Origin of the sequence: Streptomyces sp. AC512_CC834, from assembly GCF_019049325.1 — a bacterium.
Classification (GTDB): domain Bacteria; phylum Actinomycetota; class Actinomycetes; order Streptomycetales; family Streptomycetaceae; genus Streptomyces.
Map to the genome: position 1 here is coordinate 34,318 of NZ_JAGMUO010000028.1, position 26,041 is coordinate 60,358.

General features: G+C 74.0%; 18 protein-coding genes and 1 pseudogene. 8 read left to right on the forward strand and 11 right to left on the reverse strand.

Features of this window, described 5'->3' with window-relative positions; all coding sequences use genetic code 11:
• The first annotated feature begins 65 nt into the window (after positions 1 to 65).
• Positions 66 to 1,565 carry a PLP-dependent aminotransferase family protein gene (locus tag KUM40_RS10960; protein ID WP_217165597.1) on the forward strand — a complete coding sequence of 500 codons (1,500 nt, stop codon included), beginning with the start codon at positions 66 to 68 and terminating at the stop codon, positions 1,563 to 1,565.
• Between the two features lie 166 nt (positions 1,566 to 1,731).
• Here KUM40_RS10960 and KUM40_RS10965 read toward each other — a convergent pair whose 3' ends face one another.
• Both KUM40_RS10965 and KUM40_RS10970 read right to left on the reverse strand, forming a co-directional pair.
• Positions 1,732 to 3,537 (reverse strand): hypothetical protein, encoded by a 1,806-nt coding sequence (locus KUM40_RS10965; protein ID WP_217165598.1) that lies wholly within the window; start codon positions 3,535 to 3,537, stop codon positions 1,732 to 1,734.
• Positions 3,538 to 3,589: 52 nt separating this feature from the next.
• Positions 3,590 to 3,784 carry a hypothetical protein gene (locus KUM40_RS10970; protein WP_115741101.1) on the reverse strand — a complete coding sequence of 65 codons (195 nt, stop codon included), beginning with the start codon at positions 3,782 to 3,784 and terminating at the stop codon, positions 3,590 to 3,592.
• Between the two features lie 201 nt (positions 3,785 to 3,985).
• Here KUM40_RS10970 and KUM40_RS10975 point away from each other — a divergent pair, with 201 nt between their 5' ends.
• From KUM40_RS10975 to KUM40_RS10985, 3 genes and pseudogenes are all read left to right on the forward strand, one after another.
• Positions 3,986 to 4,378, forward strand: a complete 393-nt coding sequence (locus KUM40_RS10975; protein WP_217165599.1) for an ankyrin repeat domain-containing protein — start codon at positions 3,986 to 3,988, stop codon at positions 4,376 to 4,378.
• A gap of 334 nt (positions 4,379 to 4,712) precedes the next feature.
• On the forward strand, positions 4,713 to 6,131 hold the full coding sequence (locus KUM40_RS10980) for a HEAT repeat domain-containing protein (RefSeq protein ID WP_217165600.1): 1,419 nt from the start codon (positions 4,713 to 4,715) through the stop codon (positions 6,129 to 6,131).
• A 221-nt stretch (positions 6,132 to 6,352) separates the two neighbouring features.
• Positions 6,353 to 7,118, forward strand: a pseudogene (locus KUM40_RS10985) (glycosyltransferase); the annotation flags it as partial.
• A 146-nt stretch (positions 7,119 to 7,264) separates the two neighbouring features.
• Here KUM40_RS10985 and KUM40_RS10990 read toward each other — a convergent pair.
• From KUM40_RS10990 to KUM40_RS11010, 5 genes are all read right to left on the reverse strand, one after another.
• Positions 7,265 to 8,134, reverse strand: coding sequence for a biotin-dependent carboxyltransferase family protein (locus tag KUM40_RS10990; protein ID WP_217165601.1), 870 nt, complete (start codon positions 8,132 to 8,134; stop codon positions 7,265 to 7,267).
• A complete protein-coding gene (locus tag KUM40_RS10995) occupies positions 8,131 to 8,757 on the reverse strand; it encodes an allophanate hydrolase subunit 1 (RefSeq protein ID WP_217165602.1) in 627 nt (208 codons plus the stop codon). The genes KUM40_RS10990 and KUM40_RS10995 overlap by 4 nt, the downstream gene beginning before the upstream one ends.
• Positions 8,754 to 9,512 carry a LamB/YcsF family protein gene (locus KUM40_RS11000; RefSeq protein WP_217165603.1) on the reverse strand — a complete coding sequence of 253 codons (759 nt, stop codon included), beginning with the start codon at positions 9,510 to 9,512 and terminating at the stop codon, positions 8,754 to 8,756. Before KUM40_RS11000 ends, KUM40_RS10995 begins: the two co-directional genes overlap by 4 nt.
• Positions 9,513 to 9,584: 72 nt before the next feature.
• Positions 9,585 to 10,418, reverse strand: coding sequence for a putative hydro-lyase (locus KUM40_RS11005; RefSeq protein WP_217165604.1), 834 nt, complete (start codon positions 10,416 to 10,418; stop codon positions 9,585 to 9,587).
• Positions 10,415 to 11,737, reverse strand: coding sequence for an MFS transporter (locus tag KUM40_RS11010; RefSeq protein ID WP_217165605.1), 1,323 nt, complete (start codon positions 11,735 to 11,737; stop codon positions 10,415 to 10,417). Before KUM40_RS11010 ends, KUM40_RS11005 begins: the two co-directional genes overlap by 4 nt.
• A gap of 150 nt (positions 11,738 to 11,887) precedes the next feature.
• Between KUM40_RS11010 and KUM40_RS11015 the strand changes: the two genes are divergently transcribed.
• The 4 genes from KUM40_RS11015 (at position 11,888) to KUM40_RS11030 (ending at position 19,993) form a co-directional block, all read left to right on the forward strand.
• Positions 11,888 to 12,583: a GntR family transcriptional regulator gene (locus tag KUM40_RS11015; RefSeq protein WP_217165606.1), complete on the forward strand. Its 696-nt coding sequence runs from the start codon at positions 11,888 to 11,890 to the stop codon at positions 12,581 to 12,583.
• A 193-nt stretch (positions 12,584 to 12,776) separates the two neighbouring features.
• Entirely contained in the window at positions 12,777 to 14,303 is a 1,527-nt protein-coding gene (locus KUM40_RS11020) for a hypothetical protein (RefSeq protein WP_217165607.1), read from the forward strand.
• Between the two features lie 52 nt (positions 14,304 to 14,355).
• A complete protein-coding gene (locus KUM40_RS11025) occupies positions 14,356 to 15,237 on the forward strand; it encodes a hypothetical protein (protein ID WP_217165608.1) in 882 nt (293 codons plus the stop codon).
• 91 nt (positions 15,238 to 15,328) lie between these two features.
• Complete coding sequence (locus tag KUM40_RS11030; protein ID WP_217165609.1) at positions 15,329 to 19,993, forward strand: hypothetical protein; 4,665 nt, start codon at positions 15,329 to 15,331, stop codon at positions 19,991 to 19,993.
• Here the strand turns inward: KUM40_RS11030 and KUM40_RS11035 are convergent.
• From KUM40_RS11035 to KUM40_RS11050, 4 genes are read right to left on the reverse strand one after another with little or no spacing between them, the layout of a single operon-like run.
• Positions 19,990 to 21,171 carry an aromatic ring-hydroxylating dioxygenase subunit alpha gene (locus KUM40_RS11035; protein WP_217165610.1) on the reverse strand — a complete coding sequence of 394 codons (1,182 nt, stop codon included), beginning with the start codon at positions 21,169 to 21,171 and terminating at the stop codon, positions 19,990 to 19,992. The two genes, KUM40_RS11030 and KUM40_RS11035, sit on opposite strands and share 4 nt — an antisense overlap.
• Entirely contained in the window at positions 21,168 to 22,325 is a 1,158-nt protein-coding gene (solA, locus tag KUM40_RS11040; RefSeq protein WP_217165611.1) for an N-methyl-L-tryptophan oxidase, read from the reverse strand. The genes KUM40_RS11035 and solA overlap by 4 nt, the downstream gene beginning before the upstream one ends.
• Before the next feature lie 30 nt (positions 22,326 to 22,355).
• Positions 22,356 to 24,809, reverse strand: a complete 2,454-nt coding sequence (locus tag KUM40_RS11045) for an FAD-dependent oxidoreductase (RefSeq protein WP_217165612.1) — start codon at positions 24,807 to 24,809, stop codon at positions 22,356 to 22,358.
• Positions 24,806 to 25,891 (reverse strand): S-(hydroxymethyl)mycothiol dehydrogenase, encoded by a 1,086-nt coding sequence (locus KUM40_RS11050; protein ID WP_217165613.1) that lies wholly within the window; start codon positions 25,889 to 25,891, stop codon positions 24,806 to 24,808. Before KUM40_RS11050 ends, KUM40_RS11045 begins: the two co-directional genes overlap by 4 nt.
• Positions 25,892 to 26,041 lie beyond the last annotated feature (150 nt).

Below are 26,041 nucleotides of genomic sequence, written 5' to 3' on the forward strand. Positions count from 1 at the left end.
TGACACCCTGTGGCTTGAGAAGCAGAGTCAACCATGGCCAATTCGGGGAAGGTGGACTGATTTCCATGGCGCAGTGGACCTCGGCCGTGGGGGCGGGGCAGCTCGCCCGGCTGCTCGGCTCCCAGCAGGACCGCCCGGCCGGTCCCGGCACGCGCCGCCCGCCGGCCTACCGCGCTCTCGCCGACGGCATCCGGCTGCTGGTGCTGGAAGGCCGCGTACCGGTCGCCGCGCGGCTGCCCGCCGAACGCGAACTGGCCCTCGCCCTGACCGTCAGTCGTACCACCGTCGCCGCCGCCTACGAGGCGCTGCGCGCCGAGGGCTTCCTGGAGTCCCGGCGGGGCGCGGGGAGCTGGACCGCCGTCCCGGCCGGAAACCCGCTGCCGGCGCGCGGTCTCGAGCCGCTGCCGCCCGAGGCCCTCGGCTCCGTGATCGACCTCGGCTGCGCGGCGCTGCCCGCCCCCGAGCCCTGGCTCACCCGCGCGGTGCGGGGCGCCCTCGAGGAGCTGCCGCCGTACGCGCACACGCACGGCGACTACCCGGCCGGACTGCCCGCGCTGCGCGCGATGATCGCCGAGCGCTACACCGCGCGGGGCATCCCGACCATGCCCGAGCAGATCATGGTGACCACGGGGGCGATGGGCGCGATCGACGCCATCTGCCACCTCTTCGGAGGGCGCGGCGAGCGCATCGCCGTGGAGTCGCCCAGTTACGCCAACATCCTCCAGCTCATGCGCGAGGCCGGGGCCCGGCTGGTGCCCGTGGCGATGGCCGAGGGGCTCACCGGCTGGGACGTGGACCGCTGGCGCCAGGTGCTGCGCGACGCCGCCCCCCGCATCGCCTACGTCGTCGCCGACTTCCACAACCCCACCGGCGCCCTCGCCGACGACGACCAGCGCCGGCGGCTGGTGGACGCGGCCCGGTCGGCGGGCACGGTGCTCGTCGCCGACGAGACGATGAGCGAGCTGTGGCTGGACGACGACGTCGAGATGCCGCGCCCCGTGTGCGCCTTCGACCCGGCCGGGTCCACCGTCGTCACCGTCGGCTCCGCGAGCAAGGCCTTCTGGGCCGGGATGCGCATCGGCTGGGTCCGTGCCGCGCCCGACGTGATCCGCAGCCTGGTCGCCGCGCGGGCGTACGCCGACCTGGGCACCCCGGTGCTGGAGCAGCTCGCCGTGAACTGGCTGTTCAGCACCGGCGGCTGGGAGCAGGCCGTGACGGTGCGCCGCGAACAGGCCCGGCAGAACCGGGACGAGCTGGTGACGGCGGTACGGCGGGAGCTGCCCGACTGGGAGTTCGAGGTACCCCGGGGCGGACTCACCCTGTGGGTGCGGACCGGGGGCCTGTCCGGCTCCCGGCTCGCGGAGGCGGGGGAGCGGGTGGGCGTACGCGTCCCGTCGGGGCCGCGCTTCGGGGTCGACGGTGCCTTCGAGGGCTACGTACGGCTGCCGTTCACCGTCGGCGGCGCGGTGGCCGAGGAGGCGGCGGTACGACTGGCCGCGGCGGCCCGGCTGGTGGAGAACGGGGGCGTCGGGGGCGGCGAGGCGCCGCGGACGTTCGTGGCGTAGCCGGCGGCGGGACACCGCGGGACCGCGATACGACCCGGCCCGGCCGAGGACGCGGGGCACCTCGGTCGCCTTGTCTCCTTGTCTCCTTGTCACCGGTGGCGAGCGTCGCGGGAGATCGTGGCGTGGCCGGGGCGCAGCGGTGGGTCGCCGCGCCCCGGCCGGCGCGTCAGGAGCTCTCCGCCGCGACCGCCTTGGCCGCGACCGGCTCCGCAGGGGCCGGTCCGGCCGCCTCCTCCGGCGCCGCGCTCTCCACCGTGACCGGCGCGGGCCCCGCGTCCGCCGTGGCCCCCTCCGGCTCGGTCGCGGTCTTGGCCCGCGCCGGTCCGTCCCTCTTGTCGATGGAGACGGTCTTCGTCTTCGCCTCGGCCTCCGCGTCTGCCTCTGAGTCTGCGTCTGCCTCGGCTTCCGCTTCCGCTTCCGCCTCTGCCTCCACGGGAACCGGCGCCCGCTCCCCGTCCGCCGGTGTCGTGCGCGGCGGGAGCAGGGCGAGCACCGCCTGCCGGTGGGCGTCGCTCGTCGCGTCGTCGTAGGGGTCCGGAGTCGCGGGGACCTGGAGACGGTGCACCGGACCGGTGCCGAGGCGGGCGTATCCGCGGCCGGGCAGGACCTGGTCGACGGGTGTGGTGTGCGGGGGAGCGCCCAGCACGGTCGCCAGCTCGTCCGCCGTGGCCGGGCCGAGGACGACACGCGCGCGCGTGTGCTGCCGTACGGCGTCGGTGAGGCCGTCCAGGGCGTCGAGCTGGTCGGCGACGACCACGGTCACGTGCGCGGCCCGGCCGTGCCGCAGCGGGACCTGGAGCAGGGACTGCGGGTCCCGGCGGCCGTCCGAGGTGGCGAGGTGCGTGAACGCGGTGGGACGGTCCACGAAGACCCACAGGGGCCGCCGGGTGTCGTCCGGCGCCGCCAGGCCCTCCTGACGGGCCCGGTTGACGGAGATCAGCCGCCGTTCCGTCTCCGCGGCGGCCCACTCCAGGCTGGTCAGCGCCCCGGTGAGGCCGCACTCCACGGCCAGGACGCCGTCCCGGCCGACCAGGCAGGCGTACTCGCCGGTGCCGCCGCCGTCGACGATCAGCAGGTCGCCGTGGTGCAGCGCCTGCAGGGCGACCGACCGCAGCAGGGTGGACGTGCCGGTGCCGGGCTGCCCCAGGACCAGCAGGTGCGGCTCGGTCGAGCGGATGCCGGTGCGCCAGACGACCGGCGGTACGTCGCGCCGCTCCTCGCCGTGGGTGAGCGGGAGGGTGCGCTGGACCCGGGTCGGGTCGGTGAAGCCGAGGACGGTCTCGCCGGGCGCCGTCACGAACCGCTGGGCCGCGAGGTCGGTGGGCAGCGCCGTGAGCACGTCGACGGAGAGGTGGTTGGCCTCCTCGTCCCACGTGAAGTGGTACTCCCGGCCCCGGCCGGACTTCGCGGTGAGCAGGTGCTCGATCCGGGCCCGGGACTCGGCCTCCCCGTCGGTGAAGTACGCGGGGTAGTGGATCACCAGGTGGGCGAAGCGGCCGGTGTCGTCGAACTCGTACGCCGGGAACGCCTTCTCCCACGTGCCGCCGTGGACGTACAGGGGGTCGGGGTCCTCGGCGATGGAGAAGTACGGGACCAGCGCCTCGTAGAGCGACTGCAGGCGCTTGGTCTGGGTGTCGTCGGGGCCCTCGGGCACCGGCGCGGCGCGGTCCCTGCCCTGCCAGGCTGCCGCCGCCATCAGGACGATGACGGCGAGCAGCGGGCCGTACGGCACGAGTGCCACGACCAGGACCACCGAGGCCACCAGGAACAGCAGCGCGCCGCGCCGGTCCTTGGGGGTCTCGGCCCATCTGCGCCGCGCGGCCGCGGCCAGTCGGCGCAGACCGCGGGCGATCGTGATCAGCGGCTGGAGGACGTCGGTGGCGCTGTCGGCCGCCGTCCGGGCCAGCTCCCGGCTCCGGGCGAGCTGTGCGCCGCCGTTGCTCAGAATGCGGGGGAGGGGCCGCCGGGCCACTGCTGCCTCCTGGAAGTGCGTACGTGTGGATGTCGGGCGGGAAGGCGGGCCGTCAGAACTTGATTCCGCCGAGGAGGCCCGCCAGGCTCTCGCCGCCTGCCTTGATGCTCGGGGCGATGGCCGTACTCGCGAGATAGAACCCGAACAGGACGGCGACCAGCAGGTGTGAGGCCTTGAGGCCGTCCTTGCGGAAGAAGATGAAGACGACGATGCCGAGCAGGACCACGCCTGAGATCGAGAGGATCATGTGAGTTCTCCTGGTTCACGGGGACAGTCACCATGAGTACTTCCAGGCTCACAGCATGTATCCATACGATAAAAGGTGCAAATGGGCGAAATTCTCCGGAATTACCCCAGGTGGCTCAGCGGTCCTTGGGCCGGTTGAGTGCCCCGCGAGCCAGTACCCTGGCGATTCGCGCAACGTTCGCAGTGAGAGGCGGTCCGGCCGATGAGTGAAGCCCCCGACCCCGAGGTCGTGGAGCTGGCGACCAAGATCTTCGATCTGGCCCGGCAGGGGCGGACCGAGGAGCTGGAGGCCTATGTGGACGCCGGTGTTCCGGCCGACCTCACCAACGACCGCGGCGACTCCCTCGTCATGCTCGCCGCCTACCACGGCCACGCCGGCGCGGTGCGCGCGCTGCTCGCCCGTGGCGCCGACGCCGATCGCGTCAACGACCGGGGTCAGACCCCGCTCGCCGGAGCCGCCTTCAAGGGTGAGACGGAAGTGACGAGGGCGCTTCTGGAGGCCGGCGCGGACCCGGCCGCGGGCACCCCGTCGGCCGTCGACACGGCGCGGATGTTCGCGCGGACCGACCTGCTGGAGCTGTTCGGCGCCCAGTGACGGGACGCCGGAGCGGACCTTGTCCGGGTCCACTCCACAATTTCTGACCAGGGAAAACACTGAAAACGGGGGAGGCGGTACAAGGCCGCCGAAATTTCGGTCGCGGCAGATGTGACCGCCGGGTCATCATGACGACGTGGTTCACGGACGTGATGGCTGGGCAGATGTTGCCGCACCGCGCGGGCCGTGACACGGCCCGCAAGGGCCACCGACGAGAGGCAGAGGAACATGGTCTTCAGCAAGCAAGAGACGGCGGGCGCTCCGACGTGTTGGCGCACGGCCAGGTAACGCGTGTTTCCCGGTTGCGTCGACGCTTGATGTGAGGCTGTTTCCCATGTTCGATCCGGTCATAGCGCCCAGCGGTACGCTGCTCGGCCTGCTTCAGCGGGGTCGCGGCGACGGCACGCTGCACGCGCTCACCGCTCCGCGCGCCGAAGCGCTCGCGGCCGTGAACCACTGCGTGCTCCACGACCCCCGCCACGACTGGCAGGTCGAGAACCGCTCCCTCTACTACGCCCGCCTCTATCTCGACCTGAACGGCGAGCTGGACGCGGTCGAGGCACACCTCTTCGACCCCGAGGACGTCCTGGACGCCGACGAGTCGCGCACCGGGCTGGCCCTCGCGGTCCTCGGCCACCTCGCCTCCTACGGCAGGCTCGACGCGCTCCAGTTGTTGCGCAGGTACGCCGCCCACGGCGTCAACTGGGCGTGGGCGCTGGACGAGCTGGCGCTGCGCGACGACGACGCCGGACTGCGCGCCCTCGCCGCGCCCGTCCTGGCCCGCTTCCCGCGCGATGCCGAGGGCGAGGCCGAGCTGGCCGTCGCCGTGCGGGACGCCTTCGAACCCCGGCCCTGGCGCCTGTGGGCGGACGATCCCCGCGAATCGATCGCCACGCGTGTGCGCGGCGCCCACGAGACGGGCTGTTTCGACCGCTGGCAGCGGCAGATGAACTCCACCGGACCGCGTCCGGGGTGGAGTGTGCGCGCCGTGTTCGAGTGGGCCGAGCAGGGACTGGAGCGCGGCACACCGCTCCATGTGCCCGCCGCCCGCTGCCTCACGGCCGTCGCGGGACCCGAGGACCGGCCCGAGATCGTCGAGGCCGCGCGGTCCGGCACCGAGGGCGCCCGCTGCACCGCCCTGCGCTATCTCGCCGACAGCGACGATCCGCAGGTCCTCGACCTGGTCGAGGGTGCCGTCGCCACGGGCTCGACACCGGTCGTGGAGGCCGCCGTCGCCGCCTACGAACGCATGCGCGGACTCGCCGCCGTCGACCGGGCGCGCGGCTGGGTGCACCGGCCCGACGCCCTGGGCGCCGCCGCCGGACGGGTACTCGCCTGCCTGGGCGCCGCCCAGGACCGCGATCTCGTCCTCTCCGCGCTGCGGGAGGCGGTACGCGGGGAAGGTCCCGACGCGCCGACCCTGTGGACCCTCGTCGACGGCACCGGACGGCTCGGCATCGCGTGCGCCGCTCCCGTACTGCGTCACATCTACCGCGAAACCGCCTCCTCCCACCTGCGTGGCCGGGCCGCCCGCGCGCTGGCCGCCACCGATCCGTCCTTCGCGGCGGGCCTCGCCATCGAGTGCCTGTGGGACTGCGAGGAGACCACCCGCGAAGTCGCCGCGCGCCATGCCGAGACCGGTGACAACCGCGTCGTCGAACGGCTGCGCAGGCTCGCCGCCGACCCGGCCGAGGAGGACGAGGTCCAGACGGCGGTGCGCAGCCGCTTCGGACCGGACGCGCCCGCCGTGTGAGAGACACGGGGCCCGGCGGCCCGGCACGGACGGGTGAGCGCGGGCCCTGCCCGCCGGGCGTCGACGGGCCACCGCCGGGCGCCGACGGGCCGACCGGCCGACGGCCGCCGCTCCGTGTGAACGGCGGATGGACCGCGGTGCAGGGCAACGCTCACGGGACGTTCCTCGGCCGGAAAGATCGACTTTGACGCGAGCACGTCCAGTCCGGCGACAATACCGGTGTGGGTGTCGTCATCGTGACCGAATCCTTTCCCCCGATGTGAACGGTGTCGCCCACTGCGCGCTCCAGACCGCCCGGCACCTCGTCGGCCGCGGTCACGACTGCGTCGTCGTCGCACCCGCCACCGTCACCACCGCCGGCCACGAGGCGGACGCGTCCGCTCCGTGCCCCGTCGTCCGGATCCCCTCCCTCCCGCTCCCCGGCTACCCGCAGGTCCGCGTCGCCCTGCCCAGCCGGCGCGTCGCCGCCGCGATCGCCGAACACCGCGCCGACCTCGTCCACCTGGCAGGCCCCTTCGTCCTCGGCGTCCGGGGCATGGCCGCCGCCGCACGGCTCGGGCTCCCCGCCGTGGCCGTCCACCAGACCGACCTCGCCGGATACGCCCGTACGTACATGGGAGCGGGCGAGGCGGCCGCCTGGCGGCGCATCCGCTCCGTGCACGGCGCCGTCGACCTCACCCTCGCCCCTCCGGCGCGGCACTGCGCGACCTCGAGGCGCACGGCGTGCCCCAGGTCGGCCCGTGGCCGCGCGGAGTGGACACCGTCCGGTTCCGGCCCGACCTGCGGGACGAGACGCTGCGCCGCGAACTCGCCCCGAACGGCGAACTGGTCGTCGGCTACGTCGGGCGGCTCGCCCCGGAGAAGCAGGTGGACCTGCTGTCCGGCGTGTGCGGCCTGGACAGCGTGCGCGTCGTCGTCGGCGACGGGCCCAGCCGGCCCGGCCTGGAGCAGGCGCTGCCGGGTGCCGTCTTCCTCGGCCGCCGTACCACGCGCGCGGGACGAGTACCCGGCTCGACCTGCGTACCTCCGCCGCGGTCTCCGCCGCCCCCGCGGCACTGCCGACGACGGAGCGACCGAAGGGCGCCTGACGGATCGACGCGCCAGGCGGCTCCGGGGGCGGGCGTACGGCGGCGTCAGCGTCTGCGTACCGCCACGAAGCGCACGGGTGTTCCCGGTGCCGCCTGGGCCGCCGCCGGGAGGTCGGCGGTGCGGACGACGGCGATCACCGGGTAGCCGCCGGTCGTCGGATGGTCGGCCAGGAACACCACCGGCCGGCCGTCGGGGGGCACCTGCACCGCGCCCAGCACCGCGCCCTCACTGGGGAGTTCGCCGAGGCGGGCGCGCTCGAGCGCCGGGCCGTCCACGCGCAGTCCGATGCGGTTGCTCGCGGGCGACACCCGGTACGCGCGCGTGGTGAACGCCCGTACCGCCTCGGGTGTGAACCAGTCGGCGCGCGAGCCCGGCGTCACCCGCAGGACCAGCTCCGCCGGAGGTGCCGGCTGCGGGGCGACGTCCACGCGCGCGTGCGGCCCGCGCGGCCGTCCCAGGGGCAGCACCATGCCGTTGGCGAGGGGCGGCGGCCCGAGGCCGGACAACAGGTCGGTGGAACGGCTGCCCAGTACCGGCTCGACGAGGATGCCGCCGGAGACGGCCACGTAGGAGCGGACTCCGGAGCCGGCCGCCCCGACGTCGACCAGCGCACCGGCCGGCACGCCGACCGGAGCGCCCCACGGCACCGGCCGCCCGTCCACCGTCACCGGGCAGGGCGCGCCGCCGACGGCCACCGTCACCGCGCAACGCGGGCGCAGGGCGCAGCCGGTGAGTGTGGTCTCCAGGACGGCGGCCCCGGGCGGATTGCCGACCAGCCGGTTGACCAGCGCCGCGGCGGGCGCGTCGAGCGCCCCGGAGCGCGGGACGCCGAGGTGGGCGTGGCCGGGCCGGCCCCGGTCCTGCACGGTGGTCAGGGCCCCGGCCCGGACGACGGCCAGCGCACGGTCCGTCATGCACCCCCCTGGTGTCCTCGGGGGACGAACCGCACACGCGTGCCGGGTGACAGCAGTGCCGCCGGCACGCGCGTGTGGTCCCACAGCACGGCGTCCGTGGTACCGATCAGTTGCCAGCCGCCCGGCGACGAGCGCGGGTACACGCCCGTGTACGGCCCCGCCAGCGCCACCGAACCGGCCGGGACCGCGGTGCGCGGGGTGTCCCGGCGAGGGACGTCGTACCGCGCCGGGAGGCCGGTCAGATAGCCGAAGCCGGGCGCGAACCCGCAGAAGGCGACCCGGAACTCGGTAGCCGCGTGGACACGCGCCACCTCGCCCTCCGCGACCCCCCAGTGCGCGGCGACGTCGGCCAGGTCGGGGCCGTCGTAGCGGACCCGGATCTCGACGACGGGCCCCGCGCTCGGCGGAGCGGGCGGCACCTCGGCGGCGGTCAGTTCGGACGCGATCCCGGCCGGGTCGGCGAGGCCGTCCAGGAGGACGGTGCGGGCCGCCGGGACGATCTCCCGGGCCGCGAGGGTGCCCTCCGCGCGGCGCCGCAGCAGCTCCGCGTGCAGCGCCTCGGCCTCCTCGCCCGAGGAGACCTCGACGAGCAGGGCGTCGTCGCCGACCGGCAGGACGTTCACGCGAAGGCCTCCACCCGGACGCCGGAGGCCTCCAGCCGCTCACGGACCCGGCGCGCCAGGTCCACCGCCCCGGGCGTGTCGCCGTGCACGCACAGGGAACGCGCGCGGACCTCGACCCGGGCCCCCGATCGGGCGGTGACGGTCCCCGAGCGGGCCAGCCCCACCGAGCGTTCCACTACGGCGTCCGGGTCGGCGATCACGGCGCCCCGCTGTCCGCGCGGCACGAGCGTGCCCTCGTCGGTGTACGCCCGGTCCGCGAACGCCTCCGGGACCACCCGCAGCCCCGCCCGCCCGGCCCGCTCCAGCACGCGCGAGCGGGGCAGTCCGAGCACGGGCAGAGCGCCGCCCGCGAGGAGTACGCCGTCGACGACCGCGGCGGCCTGCTCCTCGTCCCGGACCACCCGGTTGTAGAGGGCACCGTGCGGCTTGACGTACGCCACGCGCGCGCCCGCCGCCCGGGCGAAGACCTCCAGGGCGCCGATCTGGTAGGCCACCTCGGCCGCCAGCTCGGCGGACGGCACGTCCATCGCCCGCCGCCCGAAGCCGGCCAGGTCCCGGTAGGAGACCTGCGCGCCGATCGTCACGCCCCGCTCGGCCGCAAGCTCGCACACCCGCCGCATGGTGGCCGGGTCCCCGGCGTGGAAGCCGCAGGCGACATTGGCGCTGGTGACGACGGAGAGCAGCCCCTCGTCGTCGGTGAGCCGCCAGCGGCCGAAACCCTCGCCGAGGTCCGCGTTGAGATCGATGGAGCTCATGTGTCCAGTGTCCCCGTTCAGGGAGTTCTCAGAGTTCTCAGAGTTCTCGGGCCCGTGCCGCGGCATCCGGGATCAGACCACGCGGTACTGCTCGTCACGGGCGTCGGTGAGGAACATCTGCCCCGGCGCGTGGGTGAGGGCGAAGGGCGGCCGCGAGGCCATGACCGCCGTCTGCGGGGTCACGCCGCAGGCCCAGAACACCGGGATGTCGTCCGGCTCGCTGTCCACCGCGTCGCCGAAGTCCGGCCGGCCCAGATCGCCGATGCCGAGCGCCGACGGGTCGCCGCAGTGCACCGGGCTGCCGTGCACCGCCGGGAGCAGGCTGGTCTCGTGGATCGCCGCCGACAGGTGCGCGGGCGGCACGGGACGCATCGACACCACCATCGGCCCGTGCAGCCGCCCGGCCGGACGGCACCGCCGGGTGGTGACGTACATCGGGACGTTGCGGCCCTGCTCGACGTGGCGGATCGGGACACCCGCCGCGGCCAGGGACCACTCGAAGGTGAAACTGCAGCCGATCAGGAACGTCACCAGGTCGTCCCGCCAGTGCGCGCGTACGTCCGTCGGCTCGTCCGCCAACTCGCCGTCCCGCCACACCCGGTAGCGCGGCAGATCGGTGCGCAGGTCCGCGCCGTCGGCGAGCACGGTGGTCCAGGACCCGGCGTCCGTGACGTCGAGCACAGGGCAGGGCAACGGGTTGCGGGTGCAGAACAGCAGCATGTCGTACGCCCAGTCGGCGGGCACCGAGATCAGGTTCGCCTGGGTGTGGCCGGCCGCGACCCCGGCCGTGGGACCGGTCAGGCCTTCCCGGAAGCGGGAGCGGGCGGTTTTCGGGCTCCACGCGTGCGCGTGCTCGTCGACGAGGGCGAGCGGCCGGTCCCCGGTCACGGGGTGCGAGTGGTTCATGCCAGTTCCCTTCCGCGCGTCTCCGGCAGCCCCAGCACGGCCAGCGCCGCGATGCCGTAGCCGATGGCGCCGAAGACCAGCGCGCCGCCCACGCCCCAGCTTTCGGCGAGGAAACCGACCGTGGTGGGGAAGACGGCGCCCACGGCGCGTCCGGTGTTGTACGTGAAGCCCTGGCCCGCGCCCCGCACCGCCGTGGGGTACAGCTCGCTCAGATACGAACCGAAACCGCTGAAGATGGCCGACATGCAGAAGCCGAGCGGGAAACCGAGCACCAGGAGCAGGGTGTTGGCGCCGTCGGGGATGTTCGCGTACGCCAGGATGCAGACCGCCGACAGCAGGGCGAAGAGCCAGATGTTGCGCTTGCGGCCCAGTACGTCGGTGAGGTACCCGCCGGTGAGGTAGCCGAGGAAGGCACCCGAGATGAGGAACGTCAGGTAGCCGCCGGTGCCGACGACCGACAGGTCGCGCTCGTCCTTGAGATACGTCGGCACCCAGGTGGCGAGGGTGTAGTAGCCGCCCTGGACACCGGTGGACAGCAGGCTCGCGAACAGCGTGACGCGCAGCAGACCCGGTGCGCCGGCCGTGCCCGGCCTGAAGATCGCCGCGAACGAGCCCTTCCCCGCGCCCTTCTCCCGGACCTCGGCGGCCCTCGGCGCGTCGTGGACACTGCGCCGCACCCACACCACGAGCAGCGCCGGGAGCGCGCCCGTCCAGAACATGACCCGCCAGGCCAGGTCGTCACCGGCCAGCGAGAACACCAGCGTGTACACGACCACCGCGAGCGCCCAGCCCACGGCCCAGGAGCTCTGGACCGCGCCGAGCGTGCGCCCCCGGTGCCTGGCGCTCGCGTACTCGGCGACCAGGATGGCGCCGACCGCCCACTCGCCGCCGAAACCGAGCCCCTGAAGGGCACGGAAGACCAGCAGCGTCTCGTAGTTGGGCGCGAACCCGCAGGCCACCGTGAACACGGCGTAGGTGATCACGGTGAGCAGCAGCGCCCTGACCCGGCCGACGCGGTCCGCCAGGACACCCGCGAGGGCGCCGCCGATCGCCGAGACGACCAGCGTGACCGTCGTGAGCAGGCCGGTCTGGCCGCTGTCCAGACCGAAGTACGCGGCCAGCGCGACCATGGTCAGCGGCAGCGTGAAGTAGTCGTACGAATCGAGGGCGTAACCGCCGAACGCGCCGCCGAAGGCGTGGCGGCCCCGCGGGCCGAGGGCGCGCAGCCAGCCGAACGGGCCGTCTTCCGAGGTGCGTTCGGCCGTGCCGGGAGGAGGGGCGTCGGTGGACAGGGCCTGCGGTGGAGGGGGAGTGCTCATGGTGCACCTCGCAGTGGGAGGACGGAGGGTGCTGGTCGAGTGAGCGGTGCGGGCGCCGTGCCGGGCACTTGGTGGCACCGTAGGGGATCGTTCAACGATCCCTCAATACCCATGTTGTTTCGTTCTGGTATCTGCGATTGAATTCCGGGCATGGCAGAGCAGTTGACGGGACTGGCCGACGACCGCGCCCTCCTCGGGCGCACGAGCACCGCCGAGCGGGTCTCGGACATCCTCAGGAGCCGGATCGCCGAGGGCTACTTCCCACCAGGGACCCGGCTGTCGGAGGACAGCATCGGCGGCGCGCTCGGCGTCTCCCGCAACACCCTGCGCGAGTCGTTCCGGCTGCTCACGCACGAACGCCTGCTCGTCCACGAACTGAACCGGGGCGTCTTCGTCCGGGTGCTGACCGTCGAGGACGTCGAGGACATCTACCGCACCCGCTCCCTCGTCGAGTGCGCCGTCGTCCGCGGCCTCGCCGAACCCCCGTACGCCCTGGAGGGGCTCGCCGAGGCGGTCGAGGACGGGCGGCGGTCGGCCCGCGAAGGTGACTGGAAAGCCGTGGGTACGGCCAACATCCACTTCCACCGGGAGCTGGTCGCCCTCGCCGGCAGCGAGCGCACCGACGAACTGATGCGCAGCGTCTTCGCCGAACTGCGCCTCGCCTTCCACGTCGTGGACGACCCGCGACGCCTGCACGAGCCCTACATCGCCCGGAACGCGGAACTCCTCGCGACCCTGGAGGCGGGCGAGCGGGAGACGGCGGCGCGACTGCTCGCCGTCTACCTCGAGAACTCGCTCAAGCGCGTGGTCGAGGTCTACCTGCGGCGGGTCGGGGACGAGGGGTAGTCCCGGAGCGCGGTCGGCAGAACACCAGGCCGGCAGGACAGCACGGCGGCAGGACAGCGCGGCGGCAGGACGGCCCGGCGGCAGGACGGCCCGGCGGCAGGACGGCCCGGCGGTACGGTGGCGCGGCCTGTCGCGTCGGGGCCCATCTGCGTCGTTTGGGCCGATGTCAGACCGAGGACCTAGTCTGTGCACCGTGACTTCGCCTGCACCGACGGACAGCGTTCCGCCCCAGCTCAGCGCGGGGCCGCGCCCCGCACCGGGCCCGGCCGCCGACGAGGGACTGGCGCGGCGGCTGCGCGCGCTCGCCTGCACGGCGCCGCTGCACGACCTCGACACCCGCAAGGCCAACCTCGCGGGGGAGTACTCGGTGTACGGCATGGCGGAGGTCGCCCTCGCCGCCATCGACCTCGTCACTCTGAACATGGACTTCGACACGGGCGCCGACCACGACCAGATAGTGGCCAGGCTGATCCCGCGCGTCGCCGCCCAGGCCCCGCGCCGCCCCGCCGCCGAGCACGAGCGGGTGGCCCGCTGGGTCCTGGAGAACCTGATCAACGTCGGCAGCGTCGACCGCGGCTTCCGCGCGGTGTACGGCACGTTCGGACCGGACGGCACCTACGTCCGCCGGGACTACGACTTCAAGCTGCTCGAGGAGGTCCCCGGCCCCGGCGGCACCGTCTACCTGCGCACCACCGACGAGGCGGTCAACGTCCTCGTCGGCGCCCTGGACACCGATGTCACCAGCGCCCAGATCGCCGCCGAGGTCAAGCTGGAGGTGCTGATCAGCCGCGGCCGCCTCGCCGACGCCCAGCTCGCCGCCGAACAGGCCAGGTACCGGACCGTGCAGTACTCCGAGACCCTGCGCCGAGCCCTGGACGCCACCCGGCGCAACGTCCGCGCGGTGGACTGGCTCAGCGCCGTCCCCGACATGATCGCGGAGGCCCTGGACCACGTCGCCGACCGGTACCGCCACGAGAACGCGATCCTCACCAACATCCGCAAGGCGCGCGACGAGTCCGAGGACGCCGAGCACAAGCGCCGCGCGGCCGAGCTGGTCGACATCGTCAAGGACTGCATCCGCCGCCACACCCAGCTCCAGTCCCGGCTCCTGGAAGCCGGCCCGCTCTTCCGCGCCGAACAGGACCGGCAGGCCTTCGCCACCCCGCTGACGACCTCGGGCCTCGACCTGTACGGCCATCTCGTCGCCCCCGTCCTGCCGTTGCCCCTGGAGCGGGCGCTGCGCGTCACCGACGCCTTCTTCGCCCGCGGCACCGGCCTGCGCACGCCCGTCTCCGTCCGGGTCGGCGACCTCGTCGACATACTCCTGACCCCGCCGGTCGAGCGGGAGCACCTGGGCGCCGAGATGCCGGAACCCGACCTGATCGCCACCCCGGACGACAGCCGCTTCAGCGAGGAACAGCTCGCCGCCGCCATGGAACTGCTCGACCTGCCGCACGACGCGCCGCGTCGGCTGTCGGGGCTGCTGGCCGACGCCCGAGCCCAGGACGCCGAACTGCCGTACCTCGTCGCCCTGCTCGCCGTCCACGCGGCCAGCCCGCCGGTCGGCACCGCCTACCGGCAGGGCGAGCCGAAACTGCTGTTCGCCGTGGACGACGGCACCGAGCTGGACGACCCCGGGTTCGGCGGCGCCGACCTCATAGTCGGCACGGCACTGCTGGACGCCGCCGGGATGGCCGCCGACCGGACGGAGGCGGCATGACCGGCCGACGCGCCCTCACCGACGAGCCACAGCACAGCGAGGAGTACCGACCGTGACCGAGCACGTCGACCGGAGCGACCCGGAGGCGGGTGCCGCACCGGCCACCGCGGCCATCACGCCCGCCGACGCCGCCGACGCGGCGCGGCTCGTCGCCTTCGGCCTCCAGCCCAAGCTGCTCCCCGCCCGCGACCAGGAGTACGCCGACCTGCTGCGCCGGTACCGCGAGGACCCGCCCTTCGCGCGGCTCGCCGACGCCGTCGCGGCCGGCCTCGGGCTGATCGTCCTGGAGGTGTCCCCGCGCGCGGGGATGGCCGTGACCGCCGCCGAGGACTCGGTGTTCGCCGTCCGCATGGGCGACTACGCGCGCCGCGCCGCCACCGACTCCGGCGACCGCTTCCTGCACGGCCTCGCCCACCTCGCCGTCGCCGCCATGGCCTACCCCCGCCCCGAGGACCTCGCCGACGACGGCTACATCGGCCGCGTCACGGTCAACGGCGTGGACGCGTTCGTCCGCCAGGCCTGCCGGAGGCTCGAGGAGCGGGCGGAGCAGCAGGGCGAGAACACCGACCCGGCCAGCGACGCCCCGGGCCTGGAGGCCGCCTGGCGGATCTGGGTCCGGCGCAGCGCGACCGGCGCCACCAAGGACGCGCGCAGACTCCCGGGCTCCACCACCGGGATCGTCGGCAAGGCCGCCGCGTTCCTCACCGAGTCCGGCTTCCTCCAGCGCACCGGCGACGACAACGGCGGCACGTACCGCACGACGGCCCGCTACCAGCTCCAGGTGCGCGACATGGCGGGCAGCGCCGCCCTGGCCGAGCTGCTGGACCTGGGCGTCGTCCCGGTCACCGACGGCACCGCGACGCTGCTGCCCGCCGAGGAGACGCACGACCTGGAACTGGTCGCCGACGCCGGCCTGCCGTTCCACTCCACCTGACCCCCGACCGCCCGACCGCCCGGCCTCCCGCCCCGCACCCGACCGAACGTCCGAACGTCCCCGACTTCCCGAAGACTTAGGAGAGTCCGCCATGTACGAGCTGTCCCGGGTCCGCCTCTACTCCATCGGACCCGCCGGTGCGCGCTACGCCGACACCGTGCTTGACCTGCGCGGTGTGGGCGAGCCCGTGCCCGACCCCGCGCCCACGCAGGCGGAGTTCTTCGAGGAGGAGCCCGTCGGCCCGCCCCGCCGGCCCGCTCCCGCGGGCGTGCTGTTCCTGGAGAACGGCGGCGGCAAGTCCGTGCTGCTCAAGCTGATCTTCTCGGTGATGCTGCCGGGGCACCGCAACACCCTGGGCGGCGCCAGCTCCGGCGTGCTGCGCAAGTTCCTGCTCGCCGACGACTGCGGACACGTGGCGCTGGAGTGGCAGCACGTGCAGACCGGCGAGTGCGTCGTCGTCGGCAAGGTCAGCGAGTGGCGCGGCCGGCAGGTCTCGGGCGACCCGCGCAAGTTCGCCGAGGCCTGGTACTCCTTCCGGCCCGGCCCGGGACTGACCCTGGACAACCTGCCCGTCGCCGAGGCCACCGCCGTACGCCCGCCCGCCGACGGCGTCTCCGGCGCGCAGGGCAGGCGGCGCACGATGAAGGGCTTCCGGGACGCGCTCACCGAGGCCGGCAAGACGTACCCGCATCTGGAGGTGCACTGGGAGGAGATCCACGACCGCTGGATCGAGCACCTCGGCGACCTCGCTCTCGACCCCGAACTCTTCCGCTACCAGCGCGAGATGAACGCCGACGAGGGCGAGGCCGCCGGCCTCTTCGCCGTCAAGAAGGACTCCGACTTCACCGACCTGCTGCTGCGGGCCGTCACCGACACCCGTGACACGGACGGACTCGCCGACCTGGTCGGCGGCTTCGGCAACAAGCTGGGCCGGCGCGCCGAGCTGATCGCCGAACGCGACTTCACCGCCGGGTCCGCCGACCTCCTCGGCCGGATCGTCGAGGCCGCCGAGGCGCGCACGCGCGCGCGGGACATCCACACCGCCGCCGAACGCCGCACCAGGAACCTGGCCCGCCGGCTCTCCGCCCGCGGCGCCCGGGAGCGGGTGCGGGCCGGCGACCTCGCCCAGCGGGTCACCGCCGCCGCGTACGCCGTCACGCACGCCGAGTCCGCACGGGACCGCGGCTCCCTCGTCGCCGCCGAACTCGCCTACCGGCACGCCTCCCTGGCCCTGGCCGCCGCGGAGAAGTCCGCCGCCGCGCAGAAGCGTGAACTGGCCGACGCCCGCACCCTGCACTCCGCCTGGCAGGCCGCCGAGGCCGTCCTGCGCCATCGTGCCGCCGCCGACCGCGTGTCCCGCGTGTCCGCCGCCATCCAGGAGGCCGAACGGGACGCGGCCCCCGCGCTCGCCGCCCGCGCCAAGGCCGCCGTGGGGCTCGTCGGCGCCCTGCACACGGCGGCCGGGAAGGCCGAGCACCACGCCAACGAGGAGGAGGAGCGCTCCGCCGCCCTCCAGGAGGCCGGCGAGGCCGCCCACCGGGACTCCACCACCGCCGCCACCGAGGCGCAGCGCGCCCGCAGCGAGGCCGGGCACCTGCGTCAGCGCCTCGGCGAGGTCGAGCAGGAGACCGCCGAGGCGGTCCGCGCCGGCTGGCTGGACGACAGCGCGCCCGACGCCGACCCGGCCCGCGCCGCCCTCGCGGCCAGCGACGCCGAGAAGACGACCGTCGCGGCCTGGGACACCGCCCGCGAGGCGGCACGCCGGACCACCGAGCACGCGCGCGAGGCCGCCGCCGCGGAGAACCGCGCCGAACTGACGGCGGCCCGCGCCGCGGACGCGGCCACCGCGGCCGGGCGCGCCCACGAGGCCGAGCGGCGCACGGCCGAGGCACTGGCGGCGGAGGATCGGCTCGCCGACCTGCTCGGCCTGGCCGCCGAGCCCCGTCCGGGCATCCCCCAGCCCCGCCAGGACGCCGACCGTGACGACCGGACCGCCGCTCCCAGGGCAGCGGAAGGTGCGCTGGCCCCCGAAGAGCTCGACCGCTTCGCCGACGAGCTGCGCGAACTGCTCGACGGCACCGTCTCCGCCGCCGAACGCCAGCTCTTCGAGCTGCGCACCGCGGCCGCCGACGACTCCCGCATCCTCGGCGCGCTCGGCGACGGCGGACTGCTGCCGCCGGGACCGGACGTGCTGGCCACCGTCGAGTTCCTCGGCGAGCACGGCATCCCCGCCCTGCCCGGCTGGCGCTACCTCGCGCAGGCCGTCGACCCCGCCGACCACGCGCGCGTGCTGGCCGCCCGCCCCGAGCTGGTCGACGGCGTGGTCATCACCGACCCCGACTCGCACACCCGCGCCCGAGAGGTCCTCGGCGCCGCCGCCCTGCTGCCGCGCTCCGCCGTCGCCGTCGGCACGGCCGCCGCCCTCCTCGCCCCGACCCCGGCCCCCGACACCGACACCGGGGACGTCTTCCTCGTACCGCCGAACCCGGCCATGCACGACGAGCACGCCGCCGACGAGGAGCGGCACGCGCTGCGCGCACGGGCGGGCGAGCGCGACGAGGAGATCCGCACCCTCGCCGCCCGGCTCGGCAAGGACCGAGAGCTGGCGGCCCGGCTCGCCTCCTGGCGCACCGGCTGCCCCGCCGGACGCCTCGCCGAACTGGCACGCACCGCCGAGGAGGCCCGCGCCTTCGCCGAGGAGACCGAGGCCGAACTGACCGAGGCACGCACCGCGCGGGCCGAGGCCGACGAGAGCGCCGCCGAGGCCGTACGGATGCGGGACGAGCGGCAGGAGGCCGCGCAGAAGGCCCGACGCGCCGCCGACGCCCTCGCCGGACTCGCCTTCCGGCTGCGCGAACGCGCCGGCTGGCAGGTGAAACTCCGTGAACTGGCCGACGAGGGCGCCGAGGCCGAGGCCCGCGCCCAGACCTGTCTGGAGCGGGCCCGCGCCGCCGACGAGGACCGGCGTGCCGCCCAGCGCGCCGCCGACGACGCCCGCCGCACCGCCCGCGCACTGCGCGCCGAGCGCTCCGAGATCGCGGGCGCCCCCGACGACGTACCGGACGAGACACCCGGGAGCGGACCCGACACACCCCAGCCGTCGCTGCCCGCCCTCCGCGAGGCCTACCGCGCCGCCTCCCAGCTCTACGAGAAGGTGGGCGTCGGCGCCGACCTGCGCGCCGAACAGGCCCGCGCGGAGAGCGACGAGAGCGCGGCCCGTGCGGACCTGGACCGGCTGAGCAACAAGGTCCGCACCCGGGCCGGGCAGTTGCTGGAGTCGCCCGACGGCTCCGACGGACCCTCCCGGCAGGCCGCCGCCGCCCGCGCCGAGGAACTGGTGCAGCTCCTGGAAACGCGCATGTCCAGCGCGAGCGAACAGCTCGGCCGACTGCGCGGCGAGGCCGAACGGCACGCGCCCGAGGACGGCGATACCCACACCGAACTCACCGGGGACCTCCTCCCGCGCGACGCCGAGCACGCCCAGACCCTGCTGCGCACGGCGAGCGCCGAACTCGCCTCCCGCACCGAGGCACTGGCCCAGGCCCGCGCGGCCCACGCCGAACTGCTCGACGCGCACCGCGCCGCCGAGGACGCGGCCGGCGGCTTCGACGAGATCGCCGCCATGCTCCGCGACCTGCTGCGCGAACACGCGCCCGAAGAGGAGCAGGAGGAGACCGAGCCCTACCCGGGCGGTCTGGAGGAGGCCCGCCAGTCGGCCGCCGAGGCCCGCCGCTCGCTGCGCGGCTGCGCCGCCGACCTGTCCGCCGCCGAGGCCGCCGTACGCGAGGCGAGCGACGTCCTCGTCCGGCACGCCAACTCCACCCGCTACGAGCAGGTCCGCACCCCCGCCCGCCAGCAGATCCGCGAACTGCCCGCCGCCGCGCTGCCCGAACACGCCGCCAAGTGGGCCGACGCCTTCGCCCCGCGGCTGCGCGTCCTGACCGACGAACTGGCGCAGCTCGAGCGCAACCGCGACTCGATCGTGGACCGGCTGCGCGGCCTGGTCGAGTCCGCCCTCGCCACCCTCCGCTCCGCCCAGCGGCTCTCCCGGCTGCCGGAAGGACTCGGCGAGTGGTCCGGACAGGAGTTCCTGCGCATCCGCTTCGAGGAACCCGACCAGGCCACGCTCACCGAGCGGCTCGGCGAGGTCGTCGACGAGGCCACCCGCGCGGCCGTGAAGAAGAACTCCGACCTGCGCCGCGACGGCATGTCCCTGCTGCTGCGCGGCGTCGCCGCCGCCCTGAATCCCAAGGGCGTCGCCGTCGAGATCCTCAAGCCCGACGCCGTACTGCGCGCCGAACGCGTCCCCGTCGGCCAGATGGGCGACGTCTTCTCCGGCGGCCAGTTGCTCACCGCGGCCATCGCCCTGTACTGCACGATGGCCGCCCTGCGCAGCAACGACCGGGGCCGCGACCGGCACCGCCACGCCGGCACCCTGTTCCTCGACAACCCCATCGGCCGCGCCAACGCCACCTACCTGCTGGAGCTCCAGCGGGCCGTCTCGGACGCGCTCGGCGTCCAGCTCCTGTACACCACCGGCCTGTTCGACACGACCGCGCTGGCCGAGTTCCCGCTGGTCATCCGGCTGCGCAACGACGCCGACCTCAGGGCGGGACTGAAGTACATCAGCGTGGAGGAGCATCTGAAACCGGGACTGCCCCAGCCGACCCCGGCCGCTGACGGGGAGGGCGAGACGGTGCACAGCGAGATCATGGCGACCCGCATGTACAAACGGCCCGCCCAGTCACCCTCCTAGCCGGGCTCGCCGCCCAAGCCCAAGCCCACGCCCCCGCCCGCGGAGCGCGGTGCCTCGCGGTCGCCGAGCCGCTCGAGCAGCCACGCGTGGAAGATCGCGATGTGGTGCTCGGTCGGCACCAGCACCCCACCCGACCGGTAGGCCCGGGACGACATGGCCGGCTGGGTCCGCTCGCAGGCCGCGAAGTCCTGGGTGTTGACCCGGTGGAACAGCTCGACCGACTTGGACAGGTCGGCTCCTGACGCCACCACCTCGGGCGCGTACAGCCAGTCGCACTCGACGACCGTGTGGTCCTCGGCCAGCGGGAACATGCGGTGCAGGATCACATGGTCCGGCACGAGGTTGACGAAGACCGTCGGTTTGACCGTGATGGCGTAGTAGCGGCGGTCCTGGTCCCCGGACACCTCGGGCAGCCTGCCGAAGCCCTCGCTGCCGTCGACAGTGAAGCCCTTCACCCCGTCGCCGAACTCGGCACCGTGGCCCACGTAGTACTGCGCCGCGTAGCCCTCGGCGAACTCCGGTAGCACCTCGGTGAGTTCGGGGTGGATGGTCGCGCAGTGGTAGCACTCCATGAAGTTCTCGACGATCAGCTTCCAGTTGGCCCGCACGTCGTACCTGACGCGCCGGCCGAGGGCGAGGCCCTCCGTCCCGTACTGCTCGACGGCGGCCGGATCGCCGAGCCGTTCGACCGCCGCGCCGCGCACCGTCTCCTCGAAGGAGGGCGGCTCGTCGGCCAGGCACACCCAGGCATAGCCGAGCCACTCGCGCAGCGCGACCTCGACCAGGCCGTACGCCGACCGGTCGACGTCCGTCATCCGCGTCAGGTTGGGCGCGGCGACCAGCCTGCCGTCGAGGTCGTACGTCCACGCGTGGTACGGGCACTGCAGGGTGCGGCGCACCTCGCCGGACTCCTCCAGGCAGAGCTGTGCGCCGCGGTGCCGGCAGACGTTGAGGAAGGCGCGCAGCCCGCCCCCGCGGGTACGCGTGACGAGCACGCTCTCGCGGCCGACCCGCACGGTGCGAAAGGCGCCGGGCCGCTCGAGGTCGGCGCCGCGGACCGCGCAGAACCACATCGACTCGAAGACGTGCCGCTGCTCCTGACGGAAGACCTCCGGGTCGGTGTAGTAGCGGCCCGGAAGCGTCGCGATGAGGCTGGGGGACAGGGGGGTCGTCGTCACGTGCGTACTCCTCGGGCGGGATCGAAGAGACCGATGGGGTGCGCTGTCGTGCCCGTCAGCGCCAGGTCGGCGAGGATCTCGCCCACGACGGGTACGAACTTGAAGCCGTGTCCGGAGAAGCCGCAGGCCACGGTGACCGATCCGGGGTGCGCCGGGTGGCGGGCGATGACGAAGTGCTCGTCGGGGGTGGTGGTGTACATGCAGGTCGTGGCCTTGAGGAAGGTGCCGGGCAGATCGGGGATGCGGCCCGACATGTGGTCCGCCATCGCCTCGACCTCGTGGCCGTGCACGGTGCGGTCGATGGAATCCGGCGTCGTGACCTGCCCCTTGCGGAAGAAGGCGACCTTGGCGCCGTGCTCGGGGCCGTCGATGGCCGGGAAGCCGTAGACCTGGACGCCGGCCGCGTCCTCCCAGACGTAGATCGGATGGTTCGCGGGGCGGAAGGGGCGAAAGGGACGGATGCCGTCGCGCGGCTGGAACCAGTACATGACCTGCCGCTCGACCGTGAACGGCACCCCGAGGTCCGCGAGCAGCCGCGGTGCCCACGCGCCCGGGCAGATCACCAGGTGGGAAGCGGTGTAGGTGTTCTCGGCGGTGTGCACGCGCACCCCGTCCCGGTACGGCTCCCAGCGGGTCATCGGTTCGTCGAAGTGCAGGTCGGCGCCCTGCCGGGTGGCGAGCTGGAGATGGGCGGCGACCGTGTTCTCGGGCCGCAGGAGCCCGGCCTTGGCCTCGTACAGGGCGACCTCGTCGTCCTCGGGTGTGAGTGTCGGGAAGCGGCGGCGGATCTCCCGGGCGTCCAGCATCTCGTGCGGCAGGTCCCACTCGCGCGCCGAGCGCAGCGAGCCGGAGACGGTCCACGAGTCGGGGCGGCCGACCATCACCCCGCCGCAGAGCAGCGCGATGTCCCGGCCGGAGGCCCGCGCCAGGTCCTCGTACAGCTCGTAGGCGCGCAGCAGCAGCGGCACGTACGCCGGGTCCTCGAAGTACGACTGCCGGGTGATCCGGGAACCGCCGTGGCTGGAGCCCCGGTTGTGCACCGGGCCGAACTTCTCCAGGCCGAGCACACGGGTGCCGCGAGCGGAGAGGTGGTGGGCGGCGGCGCTGCCCATGCCGCCGAGACCGATGACGATCACGTCGTAGGTGGGGGACAACTCGGGGCCTCCTGGCGTCCTCAGCCGTGTCTAGCGGCGGATGCGGGTCATCTTCGGGTCGAACAGCGGCTCGTCGGCGACGGTGGCGGCCACCTTCTCGCCGAAGTACTCCACATGCACGCCGGTGCCGGCGGCCAGCGGGGCCGGAAGCCAGGCGTACGCGACGCAGCGGCCGAGCGTGTAGCCGTACGAGGCGCTGGTCACGTACCCGGCGGGGGCGCCGTCCACATGGACCGGCTCCTTGCCGAGGACGACGGCGGCCGGGTCGTCGAGGAGCAGGGGGGTCAGGCGCCGGTCCGGCTCGCCCGCGTGCTCCAGCGCCGCCCTGCCGACGAAGTCCGCCTTGTCCATGCGGACCGCGAAGCCGACACCCGCCTCGTACGGGTTGTGCTCGTCGGTCATGTCGGTGCCCCAGGCCCGGTATCCCTTCTCCAGCCGCAGGGAGTTGAAGGCGGAACGCCCGGCCGCGACCACGCCGAGTTCGCGCCCGGCCTCCCACAGCGTGTCCCAGAGCCGCAGCCCGAGGTCGGCGGTGGTGTACAGCTCCCAGCCGAGTTCCCCGACGTAGCTCAGGCGCATGGCGGTGACCGGTACGTGACCGACGTAGGTCTCCTTCGCGCGGAAGTAGCCGAACGCCTCGTGCGAGAAGTCGTCCGGGGTCAGCGGCTGGACGAGGTCGCGGGCCAGCGGGCCCCACACGCCGACGCAGCAGGTGCCGGAGGTGATGTCCCTGAGGTGGACACCGTCCGGCGCGTGGCGCAGCAGGTGGTCCAGGTCGGCCGGGGAGTTGGCGCCGATCTGGAAGCGGTCGGGGGCGAGGCGGGCGACGGTGAGGTCGGAACGGATGCCGCCGGTCTCGTCGAGGAGAAGCGTGTAGGTGACCGCCCCGGGCTTCTTGCGGAGGTTGTTCGTGGTCATGCGGTCGAGGAAGTCGAGGGCTCCGGGGCCGGTGACCTCCAGGCGGCGCAGCGGGGTCATGTCGTACAGGGCGACCCTCTCGCGGGTGGCCCGCGCCTCGGCCGCCGCGATCGGGGACCAGTGGCGGGCCGACCAGGCGTCGCGCTCGGGCACGTGTACGTCGGCGGCGAGGCCCGCGTTCGCCTCGTACCAGTGCGGGCGCTCCCAGCCGCCGCCCTCCAGGAAGTACGCGCCGAGTTGCCGCTGGCGGGCGTGGAAGGGGCTGACCCTGAGCGGGCGCGGACGCTCCATGGGCTGGAGCGGGTGGACGACGTCGTACACCTCGACGAACTGCTGTGAACCGCGCTCACGGATGTACGCCGGTGAACGCTGCGCCTCCTCGAATCGCGTGAGGTCGCACTCGTGCACGTCGAGCGACGGCCGTCCGTTCACCATCCACTCGGCGACGGCCTTGGCGACACCGGCCGAGTGGGTCACCCAGACCGCCTCCGCCAGCCAGAAGCCCCGCAGGGCGCGGGACTCGCCGAGGACCGGCATGCCGTCCGGGGTGAAGGAGAAGACGCCGTTGAAGCCCGACTCGACCTCGGCGTCGCGCAGGGCGGGCATCAGCCGGCGACAGTCCTCCCAGCTCGGCGCCCAGTCCCGCGGGGTGAAGGGGTACGAGGACGGCATGTCCATGTTCCGGGCGCGGGCCTCGTCGTAGGGGAGCACGGCGAACGGGTCCACGGGCAGCGGACGGTGGGCGTAGGAGCCGATGCCCAGCCGGTCGGAGTGCTCACGGAAGTACAGATCACGGTCCTGGAAGCGCAGGATCGGCTTCGACGCCTCCGCCGTGGCGCCGCGCAGGGCGGGCAGCGGCACCGTCCTCGCGTACTGGTGGGCGAGCGGTTGCAGGGGGACGTCGACGCCCGCCATACGGCCGACGACCGGCCCCCAGAAACCGGCCGCGGAGACCACGTGGTCGGCGGGGAACGTGCCCCGGTCCGTGACCACTCCCGTCACCCTCCCGTCCCGTCGCTCGATGCCGGTGACCGTGTGCCGGTCCAGGAATCGGGCACCGTGCGCGGTCGCGCGGTCCAGTTGGGCGCGACAGGCGTGCAGCGCCCGGGCCAGTCCGTCCCCGGGGGTGTGGAAGCCGCCGAGCACCACCGACTCGTCGAGCAGCGGCCAGAGTTCCTTGCAGCGGGCGGCGCCGACGACCTCGCCGCGCACGCCCCAGGCGGCGGCGTGACCGGCCCTGCGGTGCAGGTCGGCGAGGCGTTCCGGCGTGGTGGCCAGCTCCAGGCCGCCGACCTGCTGGAAGCACGGCACACCGTCCGATTCGAGGGAGCCGAACTTCTCGACGGTGTACTGCGCGAAGGCCGTCAGGGTGCGGGACTGGCTGGTCCGGAAGACGAGGCCGGGCGCGTGCGAGGTGGAGCCGCCGGGGGCGGGCAGCGGGCCCTGGTCGAGGACGGTGACGTCCGTCCAGCCGCGCGCGGTCAGCTCGTCGGCGAGGGAACAGCCGACGATTCCGGCGCCGACGACGACCACGCGCGGCGGACGCCGGGGGCCGTGGGCGCTCACAGGACCACCACCGAACGCAGCACCTCGCCGCGGTGCATCTTGGCGAACGCCTCCTCCACCCCGTCCAGCGTCGTCGTCTCCGAGACGAAGGCGCCGAGGTCGAGCAGCCCGTACAGGTACTGGTCGATCAGGAACGGGAAGTCGCGGCTGGGCAGACAGTCGCCGTACCAGGACGACTTGATCGCGCCGCCGCGCGAGAACACGTCGATGAGCGGGAGTTCGACCGTGGTGTCCGGCGTGGGCACGCCGACCTGGACCAGTACGCCCGCGTGGTCGCGCATGTAGAAGGCCTGGCGGAACGTCTCGGGGAGTCCCACGGCGTCGATCGCGATGTCCACGCCGTGGCCGTCGGTGAGGGCGCGGACCGCCTCGACGGGGTCGGTGCCCCGGGAGTCGACGGTGTGCGTGGCGCCGAACCGTTCCGCCCGGTCCAGCTTCCCGCCGTCGACGTCGACCGCGATGATCTTCATGGCGCCGTTCAGGGCGGCGCCCGCGATCGCCGCGTCGCCCACGCCGCCGCAGCCGACGACGGCGACCGAGTCGCCGCGCCCCACGCCGCCCGTGTTGACGGCGGCGCCGTAACCGGCCATCACCCCGCAGCCGACGAGACCCGCGGCCTCGGGGCGGGCGGCCGGGTCGACCTTCACCGCCTGACCGGCGGCGACCAGTGTCTTCTCGGCGAAGGCTCCGATGCCGAGGGCGCCGGTCAGCGGGGTGCCGTCCAGCAGCGTCATCGGCTGTGCGGCGTTTTGGGAGTCGAAGCAGTACCACGGGCGGCCGCGCCGGCAGGAACGGCAGCGTCCGCAGGGCGCCCGCCAGGCCAGCACCACGTAGTCGCCCGGCGCGAGGCCGCCGACGCCCTCGCCGACCGCCTCGATCGTGCCGGCCGCCTCGTGGCCGAGCAGGAACGGGAAGTCGTCCGTGATCGTGCCCTCCCGGTAGTGCAGATCCGTGTGGCAGACCCCGCAGGCCTGCACCGCGACCAGCACCTCGCCGGGCCCCGGATCCGGGACGACGATCGTCTGCACCTCGACGGGTGCGCCCCTCTTCACAGCGACTACGGCACGGACCTCGTGTGGCACGACAAGCTCCTCTGCTGTTGCGCATTGCACGATGGGTTGCGCGATGAGGAACATAGTGGGAATGCCATCAACTGGCCGTCAAGAGGTGCGTCTCAACGCTTGGCAAAGGGAAAACGAAGGCCGAAATCAGCCGGACGCAGCACGCCGGAC

What these genes read in the sequence shown, in the direction of transcription:
- KUM40_RS10960 (WP_217165597.1), top strand. Translation starts at nt 66, where the DNA reads ATGGCGCAGTGGACCTCGGCCGTGGGGGCGGGGCAGCTCGCCCGGCTG.
- KUM40_RS10970 (WP_115741101.1), bottom strand. Translation starts at nt 3,784, where the DNA reads ATGATCCTCTCGATCTCAGGCGTGGTCCTGCTCGGCATCGTCGTCTTC.
- KUM40_RS10975 (WP_217165599.1), top strand. Translation starts at nt 3,986, where the DNA reads ATGAGTGAAGCCCCCGACCCCGAGGTCGTGGAGCTGGCGACCAAGATC.
- KUM40_RS10980 (WP_217165600.1), top strand. Translation starts at nt 4,713, where the DNA reads ATGTTCGATCCGGTCATAGCGCCCAGCGGTACGCTGCTCGGCCTGCTT.
- KUM40_RS10990 (WP_217165601.1), bottom strand. Translation starts at nt 8,134, where the DNA reads ATGACGGACCGTGCGCTGGCCGTCGTCCGGGCCGGGGCCCTGACCACC.
- KUM40_RS11000 (WP_217165603.1), bottom strand. Translation starts at nt 9,512, where the DNA reads ATGAGCTCCATCGATCTCAACGCGGACCTCGGCGAGGGTTTCGGCCGC.
- KUM40_RS11005 (WP_217165604.1), bottom strand. Translation starts at nt 10,418, where the DNA reads ATGAACCACTCGCACCCCGTGACCGGGGACCGGCCGCTCGCCCTCGTC.
- KUM40_RS11010 (WP_217165605.1), bottom strand. Translation starts at nt 11,737, where the DNA reads ATGAGCACTCCCCCTCCACCGCAGGCCCTGTCCACCGACGCCCCTCCT.
- KUM40_RS11015 (WP_217165606.1), top strand. Translation starts at nt 11,888, where the DNA reads ATGGCAGAGCAGTTGACGGGACTGGCCGACGACCGCGCCCTCCTCGGG.
- KUM40_RS11030 (WP_217165609.1), top strand. Translation starts at nt 15,329, where the DNA reads ATGTACGAGCTGTCCCGGGTCCGCCTCTACTCCATCGGACCCGCCGGT.